A 16,800-nucleotide genomic window follows, 5' to 3' on the forward strand; every position below is an offset into this window, starting at 1 on the left:
CCTTTCCACCCACGCAGTCCGTATGGCGTGGCCAAGCTGTACGCCTACTGGATCACGGTCAACTACCGCGAGGCGTACGGCATGTATGCCTGCAATGGCATCTTGTTCAACCACGAGAGCCCGCGCCGAGGCGAGACCTTCGTCACGCGCAAGATCACGCGGGGCCTGGCCAACGTCGCGCAAGGCCTCGAATGGCGGCTTTACATGGGCAACCTCGATGCGCTGCGCGATTGGGGCCACGCGAAGGACTATGTGCGGGTGCAGTGGTTGATGCTCCAGCAAGAGCGGCCTGAAGATTTCGTCATCGCTACAGGCAAGCAGCATTCAGTGCGCGAGTTCATCCAGTGGTCAGCGCAAGAGCTGGGAATCGAGTTGCGCTTCGAAGGCCAGGGTGTCGACGAGAAGGTATTTGTTGCTGCCATCGTCGGCGATAAGGCACCTGCGCTCAAGGTCGGCGACTGCATCATCGAGGTCGATGCGCGTTACTTTCGCCCGGCTGAAGTCGAAGCGCTGCTAGGCGATTCGACCAAGGCCAGGCAACTTCTCGGCTGGACACCCGAGATCACCGTCCGGGAAATGTGCGCGGAGATGGTGGCCTGTGACCTCCAAGCCGCGCGCCAGTTGGCGCTGTTGCGCTCGAATGGGCATGACGTGACGGTTGCGCGTGAGGCGGGGCGATGAGCGGCGCCGCCGGCGAGGGCGCGGTTTTCGTCGCCGGGCATCGCGGAATGGTCGGTTCGGCCATCGTGCGTCGACTGCAGGCGCTCGGTCGTAGCCCCGTGCTGACGGCGACGCGCGCCGAAGTCGATCTGATCAACTCGTGCCGATTGCGCCAGTTCTTCAGCGACAACCGCGTCGACCACGTGGTGCTTGCGGCAGCCAAGGTCGGAGGCATCCAAGCGAACAACAGCTACCCGGCCGAGTTCATCTACGAAAATCTGATGATTGAGGCCAACGTGATCCATGCTGCTCACTTGGCGGGGGTCCAGGGCTTGCTGTTTCTGGGGTCGTCCTGCATCTATCCTCGCCTGGCAGAGCAACCCATTCGTGAAGAGGCGTTGCTGACGGGGGCGCTCGAGGCCACCAACGAGCCCTATGCGATCGCAAAGATTGCGGGCATCAAGTTGTGCGAAAGCTATAACCGGCAGCATGGCCGCGACTACCGCAGCGTCATGCCGACAAACCTCTACGGGCCGAACGACAACTTCCACACCAGCAATTCGCATGTGATCCCGGCACTCTTGCGCCGGTGCCACGAAGCAGTGATGGCCGGCGCCAGTGAGGTGGTGATCTGGGGCAGTGGCCAGCCGATGCGCGAGTTCCTGCACGTGGACGACATGGCCGCGGCGTGTGTACATGTGATGATGCTCCAGGCGACTGTCTACCGCGCGTGGACCCAACCCATGCTTTCGCACATCAACATCGGCTCCGGCGTGGACTGCACAATTCGGGAGCTGGCCGAGACCGTGGCGCGTGTGACCGGCTTCCAGGGCCGGCTGGTTTTCGACTCCACCAAGCCCGACGGTGCGCCCCGCAAGTTGCTGGACGTTTCGCGACTGAAGGCCCTGGGCTGGCAGGCTAGCATCGACCTTGAAGATGGATTGCGCGACACCTATCGCTGGTTCGTCGACCACTACGCCGAAGCACGTTTGAATTGAGGAGGACGCAGATGGCGGTCCCCATGAGCCCGAATACAGACTCTCCGAATGTGCCCGCAGTGAGCGTGGTCATGCCCTCGATGAACCAGGTGACATTTCTGGCCGATGCTGTGCGCAGCGTTCTCAGGCAAGATGGCCCGGCGACCGAGCTGATGGTGATGGACGGTGGCTCGGATGACGGCAGCCAAGCGTTGCTGATGGATCTGGCCAACGAGTTTCCGGGGCGGCTGCGTTGGGCCTCTGGACCTGACGGTGGGCCTGCGGAGGCGGTCAACGAGGCTGTCAGGCGCACGTGGGCACCGGTGGTCGGCTGGTTAAACTCAGATGACCTGTACACCCCTGGCGCGATTGCACGAGCCGCGGCTCATCTGGCCATCCATCCGGAGCACGTGATGGTGTATGGGCATGGTGAGCATGTCGACGGGGACGGCGCCTTCATCGAGCGCTATCCCTCGCGGCCGCCGAGTGCACCGTTGATCGAATGGGTCGACGGCTGTCACATTTGCCAGCCGACAGCGTTCTTCAGGCGCGACACCTTTCTGAGGCTCGGCGGCTTGGATCGGTCCCTCCGAGCGTCGTTCGACTACGACCTGTGGTTGCGGATGTTCAAGGCCTATCCAGGGCGGATCGGCTTCGTCGACGCAGTGCAAGCCCAGTCCCGTCTGCATTCGAGCAGCATCACCACGCGCTTCCGTGAAAGAGTGGCGTTCGAGGGCATGCAGGTTATCCGCAAGCACTTGGGGCCGGCACCGACCCACTGGCTGCTTACCCATTTCAACGAGCTTTGCGAACAGCACCCGTTCCTGCCGGGTGAGCTTGCCTTGCACGAACGGTGTGCCGCATTGGTCGAAAGCGCGATGCCATACGTTGACCAGGAAGGCCACTACGCCTTGAGCCAACGCCTCGATGCCGATGTTCGGCTTAGGTTGGGAACCCGGGACGTCCACGTAGGCGTCCACGCCGACGGGTGGGCGTCATCGACGCTCGAAGTGCGCGTTCAGCAAGGTGAGCAGCCCGCTCGCCACGTCCACCTGACTTGTCGGCAGCGCACCCCTGGCGGCGGCGGCAGGCTTTCGATTCGGATCGACGGGCCCGATGGCCCGATCGACTCGCTGCGCGTGGACGGTAATGGTGTCTTCGAATTGAGTCTGCCTGTGAATGACGGCAGGAGGGGCGGCCGCTCGATCTACCGCATCGTCAGCAACGGAGGATTCATTCCGGCCTTGAGCGAAGCGGGATCAAGCGACCGGCGCGAACTGGCCTTCCTCGTGGAGGAGTGCTACGTCGAACATTGACCTCGATATCGATCCGACATGACAGATCGCCCTCATTGGCGGTGTCGGTCGATGGCTTCTTCGTCGCAAACGATGTCGTCGAGCGCACGCTGCTCGCGCTCAATGGCGTCTGCTTCGCCAGTCCGCAGCAGTTCCACGTTGCGCGCCAATTGGGCGGTTGATTGTGTGTGATGGTGATCGACCTGGCCGTAGTGGCGCATGAAGGTGCGCATCACGTGGGCGACCCCAGCTTCGCTGACTGACCGCAGGTCTTGTTCGAAGTACGCACCCCGCGAAGGCGGCCCTGTGATGATCTCGTAGCTCGGGAAATAGTCCAGATGGCCGGGGTACTCCTTCGCCACAGTGCCTGCGGCCGAGCGCAGGATCGACTTGCTGTGAACGGTCGACACTAGGACGTGTCGGTCTTCGTAGGTGGCAATGAGGGGCACCGGCGAGACAGTCAGTATGATCCGCGCGCGATCATTGACAGCCCGCAATCGGCGAATGAAGCTTCGCAGATCCGCCACCACTTCGTCAGCGTCGAAGTTGACGAACTCGTAGATCTCGGGGTCGAAGCTGCCGGCCACGACGCCTGGCGCCAGCGGGAACACCGCTCCGTCGTCACGTCTGCGCCAGGCCTCCGTCAGTCCGAGGGTGAAGATGAAGACATCGAGTTCGGCAAACATCTTCCGGACATCGGCCAGATGTGCCCGTCGCGCTTGTTCCACCTGCTGTGCCGATTCATGACCTGCCGGTTCGACCTGAGGCCGGAATGGATCGACCCAACGCTTGTCTTCGCGCCGCCAGGCCTTGTCGTGAGGCGTGAGGTGACCATGGGCCTGATCGAACAACTGGACCAGTTGACGAGCCGTGTAGACGTTGCCGTAGCGGGCCGAATAGACGCCGAAATTGCGTGCTTTCGCTTGGGCGTCACTCAGTCCTGGTGGACGATCTACCACCATGTAGTTGAAGTGTTCGCGCGCCAGCGTGCGTGCAATATGCTGTGCGAAGCAGCTCCCGGCGGTGGCGACCTTGGAATTCGAATCGATCGTGAAGCCCACGCGCACAACGGGATCGATCTCCTGCGCGGCAACGCGCTCGACGGCTCGCCGCCAGAAGCGATCGTCTGGCAGCCCCTCATACGGATTGACGGCGGCGCTTTCCGGCTGGGCTGGACGCAGTAGTGGCGTCAGCGTCGCGCCGATGGCGGCGGCCATCCGCGCCATGGCCGACGGACGTGACGGGCGCTCGCCGATAAACCGCGGCAATTCGCGATAGGCGGCGCTTTCCGTCCGTTCGCAGCTCAGGTCCGGCGTGCGCTCGAATACCTTGTACGACTGAGCAATGAACTGGGCCAAGTCCATTGTCAGGACCGGTTTGCTCTCAGGGCAGAAGCCTCGATCCAGCTTGAAGACATAGCTGCCCGCCGTGCCGCTGCGCCGGGCGATGTCTGGGTAGACGGGCCACACCGGCCAGCGCGCGAGCGTGTCTTCGACCCACTGGCCACCTTCGGGCACTGGCGTGATGCCATCGCGCCGAAGCGCATGCTCGACCATGTCGGCCAATGCCGGCAGCTTGGGATGATTCACGGTGTGCATAAAGCAACCGGTCTGGTGCCAGCAGTCCATCAACTTCGCCATGGGCAGGCCGGTGTTCTGGCCGTGGTTCTGCAGAACGCGCCAGGCGGCCTGGTGGTAGCGATAGAACCCCAGGTGCTCAAAGACTTCATCTCTGAAGAGATCGATGGCGACATCGGGGGGCAGCCCCTGGCGCCAAGCCCAGAATGCAATCGAAGACTGGTACTCGCCCATCGGCCCCTGAAGGTAGCCGCCTTCGCGCCGGGCGACGTAGACGCAGTCGGGGTGGAAGCCGCTGTAGTTCAACGGTGGCAACTGCCGAATACGGTCCGCCAGTTTTGGCAGGCGCTTGACGATGGCCTTCGTCACTTCGCCAACCATCTGGACCCAGACAAGGTCTGCATCGCCGACGGCTACAGCCAAGTCCAACTCGCCATCGCGCAGGCGCTTCATGAAGCTCGGTGTCGTTTCATGGCTGCGCGTCACGACATCGCCCGTCATGGCCTGTACTAGGCGACCCACGGTGGAGGCTTGGCAATTGCCAAAGATCACGAGCTTCTTGCTCGAGCGTGACTGATAGGACCATGGCGACGAGCGCTCGTTCGACTGGCCTTCGCGCAGCACGACCGTGTTGGACAGTCGGCCACTGGCGCGGAACTCCTGGGAGCGCATCAGCACGCTGATCAGCGCGGCTTCGTMCGCCACGCCCATATGGGCGCGGATGCCTTCTTCCGATTCGGGCTCGCGGCCGAGGATCAGCCGAAAGCCCCAAACGACTGCGTCGCGCGTGATCGCCATCCTGCAGCTCCGGCGGCGTCAGCGCAGCACGTTGACTGCGTTCAGCACCGGATAGGTGATGGAGAACACGACATTGAGGAACTTCTGCAGCTCGGCGATCGGTGCATTGCTGACATAGACGATGTCCCGATGGTGCATCGGAAAGCTTTGCATTGCGAAAAAGCTGCGCGGATCGGACAAGTCCAGCCGGTAGACAACCGGCACCAACCCGTCGGGCGTGGCCGTCACGGGTTGGCGTGGCCAGTCCAGCGTAGCGAGGGGCTCGAAGCGGAAGATGAAGACCCCACGCGGATCCGACCGACTGTCCGTCAGTCCACCGATGCGGCCCATGGCCTGCGCCAACGTGATGCCCTGGGCTTCGAACGGTATTTCGTCTTGCTTGCCGGTCGCGCCGAGTGCGGTGAAGCTCAGTGGTTGGAACAGCGCGGTGATCACGTCGCCCGGACGCAGCGCGATGTTCTGTCGTGGATCGCGGATCACCAGGTCCAGCGGCAGCGCGTGATATTGCGTTCCGCGAGTGACTTGCAAGGACGTCTTGCTCGCGGGTTGGCGCACGCCACCGGCCGCTGCGAGCGCGTCGAGCAGGCGTTCCCCACCTGCGGTCAGCGGCATACGCACGTTGACATTGACTTCGCCTACCACGGTCACCGTCGACGAGATGTTTTGTAGCACGCGAACCAGCACCTGGGGCTGGTTGGCTTTCCCTTTCAAACTTTGCACGATGGCAGCAGACACCGCGGCGGGGGTCAGACCCGCGGCGTGGACGCGTCCGGCGAAAGGTACCGAGATCAGACCTTCCCGGTCGACCATTTGCGCCGGTAGCGCGGCGGGCACAGTAGTGGCTGACAAGCGCGGGTCCGCGCTTGGCACCCCGAACAGTGCGGCCGGCGGGGTTTCCCAGATCGTGACTTCGACGGTATCGCCAGGACCGATCAGCTGGGCCGAGGGAGCCTGATCGCCGAGTGTCTCCGAGAACAACTGCAGTTTTTGCTTGTCGACGAGTTGGCGCACGACGCCGTCATTGATGTCGACGACCTGAACCACGCCGGAACTAGGCGCCGCCGAATCGGACGTGCTTTGCTCGACGGTCTTGGCACTCGGACCGGACCTTGGCATCTCGCTGCATGCGCCAAGTACGAGGGCGACTGACAAGGCGGCCAGCCGAATGGACAGAGACTTGGATAGGAAAACAGGCATCGCGTGGGGGGGGCGGTCAACACTACCACCGGTAGTTGAGCCCGCAGCAGCAGGGCGGGCCGGGAGGGCGGTGCCCACTTTAACCCACGGGCCGCCGCGCTCTTTGAGGTGACTTGGTCTCATTGCGGCTGGGCAAGGATCAATCTGTGACGGCGTTACCACAACGGAGTCAGCGAGAGCGTCGAATTGCATCTCTAGAATGCCCATGTGTTTATGTTCTTGTTGGCATTCGGGGTTTCTGCGGGAGTGGCCTTGCTCTTGGTTCGTTCGGCACATTTGCACGGACGACATTCGGGCGACCATGACTTCGACAAACCGCAAGGCATTCACACCGTGGCCGTACCGCGCATCGGCGGTTTGGCCATCGTGCTCGGGATCGTTGCCGCTGCGGTTGCGATGTGGTGGGAGGTCGGTCACGCCGAGGGGCGATTCGCATTCACCTTGCTCGCATGCTCCTCCTTAGCCTTCCTGGCTGGCTTCGTGCAAGACCTGACCGAAGCGCTGACTCCGCGCGGGCGTCTGGTGGCGACCGCCTTGTCGGCGGTCATTGCGTTCTACTGGATGGGCGCCGCGATCCATACCACCGACATTCCTGGTGTCGACTGGGTTGTCTCCTTCACTGTCGGATCGCTCTGCGTCACGGTGCTGGTCGTGGCTGGCATTGCTAATGCGATCAATATCATCGACGGCCTGAACGGCCTGGCCTCAATGTGCGTTGCGTTGATGCTCGGGGCGCTGGCCTATGTGGCCTTCCAGGTCAGCGACACGCTGCTTGGCTGGCTGGCCGTGGCCGGTATCGGTGCGGTGCTGGGCCTGTTCCTATGGAACTTTCCTCGCGGGCTGATCTTCCTCGGTGATGGCGGTGCCTACTTCCTCGGCTTTTACGTTTCAGAGCTGTCCATCCTTCTGCTGGCACGCAACCCACTCGACGTGTCGCCGTTCTTCCCGCTCCTGATTTGCATCTACCCGATCTTCGAGACGCTGTTCTCGATCTACCGGCGCTGGATCCTGCGCTCGGTTCCGCCTGTCTTGCCCGACGGTATCCACCTGCATTCGCTGATCTACCGCCGCGTGATGCGCTGGGTTGTTGGCGGCCAGAGCGCACGCGAACTGACGCGGCGGAACTCGATGTCATCGCCGTATCTGTGGCTGTTGTGCATGTTCTCGATCGCGCCGGCGGTGATATTCTGGGACAGCACACCGGTGCTCGCTGGCTGCCTGGTGGTTTTCGTCGCGAGTTATCTGGTGCTCTATTGGCGCATCGTGCGTTTCAAGTCGCCGCGCTGGATGGTGTTTCGGCGGTGACTCTTTGACCRCAGCGTTAGGCACCGCGGTCAATGTAGTTCTTCTCGACCCACTCGCGATACCCACCGCTTTGAACTTCGGCGACCCAGTCGGCGTGGTCGAGGTACCACTGCACCGTCTTGCGGATGCCGGACTCGAAGGTCTCGGCTGGGCGCCAGCCGAGCTCGCGCTCGATCTTGCGTGCGTCGATGGCGTAGCGGCGGTCGTGGCCGGGGCGGTCGGTCACGTGGGTGATCCGCCGCGCGTAGGGGCCGGCCGGGTCGGGGCGCAACTCGTCGAGCAGCGCGCAGATCGTCTTGACGATGTCGATGTTGGCCTGCTCGTTCCAGCCGCCGATGTTGTAGGTCTCACCGAGCCGGCCGCCTTGCAGCACAGCGCGGATGCCGCTGCAGTGGTCTTTCACGTACAGCCAGTCGCGGATCTGCTGGCCGTCGCCGTAGACCGGCAGTGGTTTGCCGGCCAACGCGTTGACGATCATCAGCGGGATCAGCTTCTCGGGGAAGTGGAACGGCCCGTAGTTGTTTGAGCAGTTGGTGGTGACCACCGGCAGGCCGTAGGTGTGGTGCCAGGCGCGCACCAGGTGGTCGCTCGCGGCCTTGCTGGCCGAGTAGGGGCTGTTGGGCTCGTACGGGTGGCTTTCGGCGAAGGCCGGGGCGCCGGGCTTCAGGCTGCCGTAGACCTCGTCGGTGCTGACGTGGTGGAAACGAAAAGCCGCGCGTTCGGCCTCCGGCAGTGCCGCCCAGTGGGCGCGCGCGGCCTCCAGCAGCGTGAAGGTGCCTTGCACGTTGGTCCGCATGAACTCGCCGGGGCCATGGATGCTGCGGTCGACATGGCTTTCGGCGGCGAAATGGACGATCGCGCGCGGCCGGTGCTGGGCCAGCAACTGGTCCATCAACGCGCGGTCACCGATGTCGCCGCGTACAAAGATGTGGTTGGGATTGCCTTGCAGCGCTTCCAGATTGCGCAGGTTGCCGGCGTAGGTCAGGGCGTCCAGGTTGACCACCGGCTCGGCGCGGGTGCTGCTGTTTTCCAGCCAATCAAGGACGAAGTTGCTGCCGATGAAGCCGGCACCGCCGGTAACAAGGATCATGCCGAATTCTCTGTGGTGCGCCCGGCGGGCGGCAATATTCTGAAATAGCTGGGTCTAGGCCCCAATTGTCAAAGTGTAGTCGCCTGTTGTAGCAGCGATAATGCGCGGTGATGAGTTCCGACCTCCAGGTTTCCGCGGCAGCTGCCGCCGACACCCCGCCTCCCGCCCGTTTCGACACCCTGCCGCTGGATCCCAAGCTCCTGCGTGCCGTGGCCGACCAGGGTTACCTGACCATGACGCCGATCCAGGCCAAGGCGATTCCGATCGTCTTGGAAGGGCGCGACGTGATGGGGGCCGCCCAGACGGGCACCGGCAAGACAGCGGCATTTTCCATCCCGCTGCTGCAGAAGATGCTGCGGCACGAGAACTCGAGCGCATCGCCGGCCCGCCACCCCGTCCGGGCCCTGGTGYTGGCACCGACGCGAGAGCTGGCGGACCAGGTCGCCAACAACGTCAAGGCCTACGCCAAGCACAGCAATCTGCGCTCGGCGGTGGTCTTCGGCGGCATCGACATGAAGCCGCAGACGCTGGAGCTGAAGGCCGGCGTCGAGATCCTGATCGCCACGCCGGGCCGGCTGCTGGACCACATCGAGGCCAAGAACGCGGTGCTGAACCAGGTCGAGTACGTGGTGCTCGACGAAGCCGATCGCATGCTGGACATCGGCTTCCTGCCTGATCTGCAGCGCATCCTGAGCTACTTGCCCAAGCAGCGCCAGACCCTGCTGTTCTCGGCCACCTTCTCGCCCGAGATCAAGCGCCTGGCCAACAGCTACTTGCAAGATCCCATCCTGGTCGAAGTGGCGCGGCCGAACGCCACCGCGTCGACTGTCGAGCAGCGCTTCTACAGCGTGGACGACGATGACAAGCGCCGCGCCGTGCTGCACCTGCTGAAGGAACGCAACATCACGCAATCGCTGGTGTTCGTGAACTCCAAGCTCGGCGCCGCGCGCCTGGCGCGCTCGTTTGAGCGCGACGGCATGCGCACCTCGGCGCTGCATGGCGACAAGTCGCAAGACGAACGCCTGAAGGCCCTGGCCGCCTTCAAGGCCGGCGAGGTCGACCTGCTGGTGGCCACCGATGTGGCAGCCCGTGGCTTGGACATTGTCGACCTGCCGGCCGTGTTCAATTTCGACGTGCCGTTCAACGCTGAAGACTATGTGCACCGCATCGGCCGCACCGGCCGGGCCGGTGCTTCGGGCCTGGCGGTGACGCTGGTGACACGCAACGATGCGCGCCTGGTGGCCGACATCGAAAAGCTGATCAAGAAGAAGATCGAGCTGGACGCCCTCGAGCTGGACGATGACCGGCCGCGCCGCCGTCCGCCCGCGCGCGAGGACGATCGCGAAGCCGGCCGACCTGAAGTCCGCTCCACCGCAGGCGCTTATGCCGGCGCGTCGGCTTCTCGCCGCCACGAGCCACGTTCAGCCCCGCGCGATCCCTTCTTCGACAAGCCCTATGAGCCGGCCGCGTCCACCGACGGCCCGGCCGCTTGGGAAAAGAGCGCGCCCTCCACGCCGGCGCCCAGCCGGCTGTCACCGAACATCCGAGCCAAGCGCAAAGTTGCGGCGCTGCTCGGCGGTACTGCCAAGGCCTGAGCGGCATTGTGGTTGGGGTGAATCGCCTGGCAGGGTGGCGCGTGGCGTTTGCCTGCGCCGTCGTGGCCATCCTCTTCCTGGCCTTGATGCCTGCCGGCAACGGCCAGGACTGGTTTGTGCATGCCGACAAGCTGCGCCACGCCGGGGCTTTCGTCGCCCTGTGGGCCATTGGCAAGCAGGCGCGCCTTCGGCCGTCATGGGCCTTGGCGGTTGCGCTGCTGGCTTTCGGTGTCGGAATCGAATTGGCGCAGGCTTTGACGCCGACACGTGAATCGTCGATCGGCGATGTGCTGGCCGATGCGCTCGGCATCGCTGCGGGGCGCTGGCTGCTCGGCGGCGCCGCCGGCTGAGTCCTCAGTTGCTCAACTCGCCAACCACATGAACACCGCCGGCAGCGTGTCCGGCATCGGTGATCGTCCGGCGGCTTGAAGCTCGCGCCGCCAGGCCGACGCTGCCTGGGTGCGGCACCAGCCCGTCAATGAGGTGAGGCCGCAAGCCACTGACAAGCGCGTCTCCGGCTGCAGCGCTTGGCTCAACGCCTGCAGCAGCGCTTCGTTGCGATACGGCGTTTCGATCACCAGCTGAGTCTGTCCTTCGCGGCGCGAGCGCTGTTCAAGCTCACGCACCCGTTGTTGGCGCTCGCTCACGTTCTGCGGCAGATAGCCCTCGAAAGCGAAGCGCTGTCCATTCAAGCCGCTGGCGGCCAAGGCCAGCGTCAGCGAGCTGGCGCCGGCCAAGGGCTCGACCGTCAGGCCTAGCGTGTGTGCGGCCGCTACGAGGGCGGCGCCCGGGTCGGCCACCGCTGGCAGACCGGCGTCGGACAGCAGTCCCACGTCGTGCCCTGCCAGCGCGGGTGCGAGCAGCAACTTCCATTCATTGGCCTCGACTGCGCTGCCGCTGCCTTTACGGGCGCGCGGCAACTCCTGTATCGCCAGCGATTGCAATGGCGCGGCCAGAGGCACCACCGTATCCACCCGCTTCAAGAAGGCCCGCGCGGTCTTGGCGCTCTCAACCACCCAGTGCTGCAAGCCCGCCGCGCGACGCAAGGCATGGGCGCTGAGCACCTGATCGATCGGCTCCGGCGCCGCACCCAGGTCGAGCGTGTTGGGCACGAGCACCAGGCGGCCCGTGGCCGCGGGCGCGCTCATCGGGCCGCGCCTGCGGCCAGCAGCGGATCCAGGCCCGCCGCGCGCAGCAGCTCGCAGGTCCGGATCAACGGGAGCCCGACCAACGCGGTCGGGTCATCGGACTCGATGGCGCTCAACAGCGCGATGCCCAGCGTTTCGGATTTGGCGCTGCCGGCGCAGTCGTAAGGCTGTTCCAGCCGCAGGTAGCGCTCGATCTCGTCGTCGTTCAATGCGCGGAAACGCACCCGCACCGGGGCCAACTGAACTTGCTCAAAGCCGGTGCTGGCTCGTACCACCGCCACGGCGGTCTGGAAAACGATGGTGCGGCCGCTCATCCGGCGCAGCTGCGCGACGGCGCGCTCGTGCGTGCCTGGCTTGCCGATTGGCTCGCCATCCACGTCGGCAACCTGGTCGGAGCCGATCACCACGGTGTCGTCACGGTTCGATTCGGCGACTGCGCGGGCCTTGGTCAACGCCAGGCGCTGGGCCAAAGCGGCCGGGGCCTCGCCGGGTTGCGGCGTCTCGTCTACCTGCGGCGACTGCACGTCAAAGGGCAGCCGCAGCCGCTCCAGCAGCTCGCGTCGATAGCGCGAGGTGGAGCCGAGGACGAGGCGTGGCAATGCGGTGGCAAGAGGTTCGGACATGGGGAAATTATTCCACCAGGCCTGGGTGGAGCCCGCCGCTAAACTGGGCGCATGAATGCGAAATCGATCGACCCGCGGCGCCTGGACGTGGCCGTGCTGGCCGCGGCGCACGGCGAGTTGTCGGGCGAATGGCCGCTGGCAACGCTCGACCGCTTGGCCGGCTCGGTGCTGAGTGCAGAGCCCGAAGGCTCACCCATCTATTGGCAGGCCGAGGGCGACCAGCGGCCGGTGACGGGCGTCGAGCCTGAAATCTGGCTTCACCTCACTGCCCAGGCCTGCGTCAACATGCGCTGCCAGCGCTGCCTCGGTGCGCTGGCCGTGCCGCTGGACCTGGACCGCTGGATCCGCTTTGTGCGCGATGCGGCCCAGGCCGAGGCGCTGGATGCTGAGCTGGAAGACGACGTACTTGAGCTTCAGCGGCACACGGACCTGAGCGAGCTGGTTGAAGACGAGCTGCTGCTGGCGCTGCCGCTGGTGCCGCGGCACGAGGATTGTCCTGAGCCGCTGCCGATGGGCGAGCCTGGCGATCCTGAGCCGGCTGCTGATGCGCCGCCCGAGCGGCCGCATCCTTTTGCGGCGCTGGCCCAGCTGAAGAAGAAGCCCGACAAGGCGTGAGGCCGCCTGCGCGGTCTGCTGGGCAGGACTGGCGCCGCGGCGATCGGCAGTGTTATACTTTCGGGCTTTCCCGGATCGGGCGCGTCGTTTGCGCTCGGCTGTCAAGAAGTGGATCAGGCGGCGACATCTTCGCCGCGGCCATCGAGCAGCGCCGGGTGTGTCCAACTTTCGACCCGTGTTCGAGCGCTGCATGGCGCCGGACACTCGCCGCACCACTTCGGTCGGTGCCCCAGGAGCGTTCCATGGCTGTCCAGCAAAACAAGAAGTCGCCGTCCAAGCGCGGCATGCATCGTTCGCACAACGCGCTGGTTCAGCCCGGCACCGCGATCGAGTCGACCACCGGTGAAGTGCACCTGCGCCACCACATCAGCCCGACCGGTTTCTACCGCGGCCGCAAGGTCTTGAAGACGAAGGCTGACGCCTGATCGGGCCTCGGCCTGACCTTCAATCCCCGGCCGGGTTGGCGCGCGCCTGCCCCCATCCGTGAATCGAACACGATGCCGCAGCCTTGACTGCGGCATTTGCCATTCCAGAACGTGTCGCACGCACATTCATTGACGCCTCTTGAGCGGGTCCGCGTCGTTGTCGACTGCATGGGCGGTGACCACGGGCCTTCTGTCACGCTGCCCGCGTGCAAGGAATTCCTCGCTACCCACCTCCAGGCGGACCTGGTGCTGGTGGGCATGGCCGACGCCATCGCCCCGGCGGCGAATTGGCCGCGCTGCACGCTGGTGCCCTCCACCGAGATCGTCGCGATGGACGATCCGTTGGAAGTGGCGCTGCGGCGCAAGAAAGACTCGTCGATGCGGGTCGCCATCAACCAGCTCAAGCCCGATGCCAACGGCCGCGCGATGGGCGATGTGGCCGTTTCCGCCGGCAACACCGGCGCGCTGATGGCGATCTCGCGCTATGTGCTGAAGACGGTGGACGGCATTGACCGCCCGGCCATTGCCTCTGCATTTCCGAACGAGCGGCCCGGCTTCACGACGGTGCTGGATCTCGGCGCCAACGTCGACTGCACCGCCGAGCACTTGTTGCAATTCGCGGTGATGGGCAGTGCGCTGGTGTCGGCGCTGGACGGCACGGCCGAGCCCAGCGTCGGCCTGCTGAACATCGGCGCCGAAGCGATCAAGKGCAGCGACATCATCAAGCAAGCCGGCGAGCTGCTGCGCAACGCAGCCAACGCGGGTCAGCTGAACTACTTCGGCAATGTCGAAGGCAACGACATCTTCAACGGCACGGTCGACATCGTCGTCTGCGACGGTTTCGTCGGCAACGTGATGCTGAAGAGCAGCGAAGGGCTGGCRCACATGCTGACCGGCTTCCTGCGCACCGAGTTCACGCGCCACTGGATGGCCAAGTTCGCGGCGCTCGTCGCGTGGCCGGTGCTGAAGCACTTCCGCAAGCGGTTCGATCCGCGTGGCTACAACGGCGCGGCGTTGCTCGGCCTGCAGGGCTTGGTCTTCAAGAGCCACGGCTCGGCCGATGCCTTCTCGTTCGGCCGGGCTTTGGCGCGGGCTTATGATGCGGCCCGCAATCGCTTGCCCGAACAGGTGCACGAGCGCATCGTCGAAACCTTGCAGGCGGCAGCCCTTCCGCCCGACGACGAGCCCGTGCGTCCCGCTGCATGAATTCCTCCGCCGACCGCATCCCCCCACAGCGCTACGCCCGCATCACCGGAACCGGCAGCATGCTGCCGCCGCATCGCGTCAGCAATGCCGAACTGGCGGCCCAGCTGGCCACGCGCGGCCTCGAGACCTCCGACGAGTGGATCGTCGAGCGCACCGGCATCCGCGCACGCCGCTTTGCCGAAGCCACGGTCAACGCCAGCGACCTGGGGGTCGATGCCGCCCGCCACGCACTCGAAGCTGCCGGCCGCTCGGCCGAAGATGTCGATCTGATCATCGTTGCCACGTCGACGCCCGACATGGTGTTCCCGTCGACCGCCACCATCATCCAGCGCAAGCTGGGCGTGCAAGGTTGCCCGGCGTTCGACCTGCAAGCTGTCTGCTCGGGCTTTGTCTACGGACTGTCGGTGGCCGACGCGATGATCCGCTCCGGTTCAGCCACCTGCGCGCTGGTGATCGGCTCGGAAGTCTTTTCGCGCATCCTTGATTTCAACGACCGCACGACCTGCGTGCTGTTCGGTGATGGCGCCGGCGCGGTGGTGCTCGAAGCGTCGGCCGAGCCCGGCATCCTGGCGACCAAGCTGCATGCGGATGGCCGGCATATGGAGATCCTCTGCACGCCCGGCACCGTATCGGGTGGTCAGGTGCTGGGCGATCCGCTGTTGAAGATGGACGGTCAGGCGGTGTTCAAGCTGGCCGTCAAGGTGCTCGACGAGGTTGCACGCGAAGTGCTGGAGGCCGCAGGGCGCAGCGCCGAAGACATCGATTGGCTGATTCCGCACCAGGCCAACATCCGCATCATGCAAGGCACAGCGCGCAAGCTGAAGCTGCCCGCCGATCGCCTGGTGGTGACGGTGGACGAGCATGGCAACACCTCGGCCGCGTCCATTCCGCTGGCACTCGACCATGCGGTGCGCACCGGCAAGATCCAGCGTGGCCAGACGCTGATGCTCGAAGGCGTCGGCGGTGGTTTCACCTGGGGCGCCGTGTTGCTCGACTTCTGAGCCACGCCGTTCCCTGATTCGTTCGATTGAAGGTGTCTTTGATGACCGCGTTCGCATTTGTCTTTCCGGGCCAGGGCTCGCAGGCTGTCGGCATGCTCGACGCCTGGGGCGACCATCCGGCCGTTCGCCAGACGCTGGTCGAAGCATCGGCCGCGCTGGGTGAAGACATCGGTGCCTTGATTCACGCTGGCCCGAAGGAACAACTGGACCTGACCACCAACACCCAGCCGGTGATGCTGACGGCGGGCATCGCTTGCTACCGTGCCTGGCTGGCCGAGGGTGGCGCTGCGCCGGCCGCAGTGGCTGGCCATTCACTGGGCGAGTACACCGCACTCGTGGCCGCCGGCAGTCTGAGCCTGGCCGATGCGCTGCCGTTGGTGCGCTTGCGTGCTCAAGCGATGCAAGAAGCCGTACCGGTTGGGCAAGGTGCGATGGCCGCGATCCTTGGCCTTGACGCGGACACCGTTCGTGCCGGCTGCGCCGAAGCGGCTGCTGCCAGTGGCGAGGTCGTCGAGGCCGTCAACTTCAACGACCCCAAGCAGACCGTGATCGCCGGCAGCAAGGCCGGTGTCGAAAAAGGCTGCGAGCTGCTGAAGGCCAAGGGTGCCAAACGGGCGCTGCCCTTGCCGGTGTCGGCGCCGTTTCATTCGAGCCTGATGAAGCCGGCCGCCGAGCGGCTGAAGGCGCGTCTGGCCGAAGTGGCGATCGTCGCGCCGACGATCGCGGTCGTGAACAACATTGACGTTTCAGTCACGAGCGAGCCCGCGGCGATTCGCGACGCGCTGTACCGTCAGGCCTTTGGCCCGGTGCGTTGGGTCGAAGTGGTGCAGGCCCTGCGAGCACGTGGCCTGTCGCACATCATCGAGTGTGGCCCCGGCAAGGTGCTGGCCGGCATGGTCAAGCGCATTGATGCGGAAGCCGTGAGCACTACCGTGTTCGACCCGGCCTCCTTGGCCGACGTGAAGGGATTGCTGGCATGAGCACGCAAGGTCAAGTCGCGCTGGTGACCGGCGCTTCGCGCGGTATCGGTCGCGCCATTGCGCTGGAACTCGCCGCACGCGGCATGAAGGTCATCGGCACCGCGACCAGCGATGCTGGCGCAGCCGCGATCGGTGAAGCGCTCTCGGCCCACGCGGGCTGCAAAGGTGTGAACCTGAATGTCAACGACGCTGCCGGCGTCGACGCGCTGATCGATTCGATCGTCAAAGAGCACGGCGCTCTGCACGTGCTGGTCAACAACGCCGGCATCACCCGAGACACTCTGGCCATGCGCATGAAGGACGATGAC

17 protein-coding genes are annotated in these 16,800 nt (G+C 64.9%); 12 read left to right on the forward strand and 5 right to left on the reverse strand.

Annotated features, from left to right (window positions below):
- The 3 genes from AC1DYI_RS11235 to AC1DYI_RS11245 all read left to right on the forward strand — a co-directional run.
- The coding region (locus tag AC1DYI_RS11235; RefSeq protein ID WP_477204193.1) for a GDP-mannose 4,6-dehydratase at positions 1–681 on the forward strand (681 nt) is incomplete at its 5' end.
- A complete protein-coding gene (fcl, locus tag AC1DYI_RS11240) occupies positions 678–1,658 on the forward strand; it encodes a GDP-L-fucose synthase (RefSeq protein ID WP_477204194.1) in 981 nt (326 codons plus the stop codon). The genes AC1DYI_RS11235 and fcl, both read left to right, overlap by 4 nt.
- 23 nt (positions 1,659–1,681) lie before the next feature.
- Positions 1,682–2,953 (forward strand): glycosyltransferase, encoded by a 1,272-nt coding sequence (locus AC1DYI_RS11245; protein WP_477204208.1) that lies wholly within the window; start codon positions 1,682–1,684, stop codon positions 2,951–2,953.
- Positions 2,954–2,985: 32 nt separating this feature from the next.
- On the opposite strand, the gene AC1DYI_RS11250 is transcribed toward AC1DYI_RS11245, so the two are convergent.
- Both AC1DYI_RS11250 and AC1DYI_RS11255 read right to left on the reverse strand, forming a co-directional pair.
- Positions 2,986–5,307, reverse strand: coding sequence for a GSCFA domain-containing protein (locus AC1DYI_RS11250; RefSeq protein WP_477204195.1), 2,322 nt, complete (start codon positions 5,305–5,307; stop codon positions 2,986–2,988).
- 18 nt (positions 5,308–5,325) lie between these two features.
- On the reverse strand, positions 5,326–6,504 hold the full coding sequence (locus tag AC1DYI_RS11255; RefSeq protein WP_477204196.1) for a polysaccharide biosynthesis/export family protein: 1,179 nt from the start codon (positions 6,502–6,504) through the stop codon (positions 5,326–5,328).
- Between the two features lie 207 nt (positions 6,505–6,711).
- On the opposite strand from AC1DYI_RS11255, the gene AC1DYI_RS11260 reads away from it, so the two are divergent.
- Positions 6,712–7,809 (forward strand): MraY family glycosyltransferase, encoded by a 1,098-nt coding sequence (locus AC1DYI_RS11260; protein WP_477204197.1) that lies wholly within the window; start codon positions 6,712–6,714, stop codon positions 7,807–7,809.
- Positions 7,810–7,825: 16 nt separating this feature from the next.
- Here the strand turns inward: AC1DYI_RS11260 and rfbB are convergent, their stop codons facing one another.
- The gene (gene rfbB, locus AC1DYI_RS11265; RefSeq protein WP_477204198.1) at positions 7,826–8,899 is read right to left on the reverse strand and encodes a dTDP-glucose 4,6-dehydratase; all 1,074 of its coding nucleotides are present in this window, start codon (positions 8,897–8,899) and stop codon (positions 7,826–7,828) included.
- A 110-nt stretch (positions 8,900–9,009) separates the two neighbouring features.
- Here rfbB and AC1DYI_RS11270 point away from each other — a divergent pair, with 110 nt between their 5' ends.
- Positions 9,010–10,494 carry a DEAD/DEAH box helicase gene (locus AC1DYI_RS11270; protein ID WP_477204199.1) on the forward strand — a complete coding sequence of 495 codons (1,485 nt, stop codon included), beginning with the start codon at positions 9,010–9,012 and terminating at the stop codon, positions 10,492–10,494.
- Positions 10,495–10,556: 62 nt separating this feature from the next.
- Positions 10,557–10,844 carry a VanZ family protein gene (locus AC1DYI_RS11275; protein ID WP_477204200.1) on the forward strand — a complete coding sequence of 96 codons (288 nt, stop codon included), beginning with the start codon at positions 10,557–10,559 and terminating at the stop codon, positions 10,842–10,844.
- Positions 10,845–10,856: 12 nt separating this feature from the next.
- Here AC1DYI_RS11275 and AC1DYI_RS11280 read toward each other — a convergent pair whose 3' ends face one another.
- Positions 10,857–11,642 carry an SAM-dependent methyltransferase gene (locus tag AC1DYI_RS11280; protein WP_477204201.1) on the reverse strand — a complete coding sequence of 262 codons (786 nt, stop codon included), beginning with the start codon at positions 11,640–11,642 and terminating at the stop codon, positions 10,857–10,859.
- Complete coding sequence (locus AC1DYI_RS11285; protein WP_477204202.1) at positions 11,639–12,265, reverse strand: Maf family nucleotide pyrophosphatase; 627 nt, start codon at positions 12,263–12,265, stop codon at positions 11,639–11,641. The genes AC1DYI_RS11280 and AC1DYI_RS11285 overlap by 4 nt, the downstream gene beginning before the upstream one ends.
- Positions 12,266–12,316: 51 nt before the next feature.
- Between AC1DYI_RS11285 and AC1DYI_RS11290 the strand changes: the two genes are divergently transcribed.
- The 6 genes from AC1DYI_RS11290 to AC1DYI_RS11315 all read left to right on the forward strand — a co-directional run.
- Complete coding sequence (locus AC1DYI_RS11290) at positions 12,317–12,880, forward strand: YceD family protein (RefSeq protein WP_477204203.1); 564 nt, start codon at positions 12,317–12,319, stop codon at positions 12,878–12,880.
- 242 nt (positions 12,881–13,122) lie between these two features.
- Positions 13,123–13,305, forward strand: a complete 183-nt coding sequence (rpmF, locus tag AC1DYI_RS11295; protein ID WP_329722903.1) for a 50S ribosomal protein L32 — start codon at positions 13,123–13,125, stop codon at positions 13,303–13,305.
- A 111-nt stretch (positions 13,306–13,416) separates the two neighbouring features.
- On the forward strand, positions 13,417–14,511 hold the full coding sequence (gene plsX / locus AC1DYI_RS11300; RefSeq protein WP_477204204.1) for a phosphate acyltransferase PlsX: 1,095 nt from the start codon (positions 13,417–13,419) through the stop codon (positions 14,509–14,511).
- The gene (locus tag AC1DYI_RS11305; protein ID WP_477204205.1) at positions 14,508–15,512 is read left to right on the forward strand and encodes a beta-ketoacyl-ACP synthase III; all 1,005 of its coding nucleotides are present in this window, start codon (positions 14,508–14,510) and stop codon (positions 15,510–15,512) included. Before plsX ends, AC1DYI_RS11305 begins: the two co-directional genes overlap by 4 nt.
- Before the next feature lie 41 nt (positions 15,513–15,553).
- Positions 15,554–16,492, forward strand: a complete 939-nt coding sequence (gene fabD, locus AC1DYI_RS11310; RefSeq protein ID WP_477204206.1) for an ACP S-malonyltransferase — start codon at positions 15,554–15,556, stop codon at positions 16,490–16,492.
- Positions 16,489–16,800 (forward strand): SDR family NAD(P)-dependent oxidoreductase (locus AC1DYI_RS11315; protein ID WP_477204207.1); only part of this gene is annotated, 312 nt, incomplete at its 3' end. The genes fabD and AC1DYI_RS11315, both read left to right, overlap by 4 nt.

This window comes from Ideonella sp. P3_A4 (assembly GCF_056403075.1).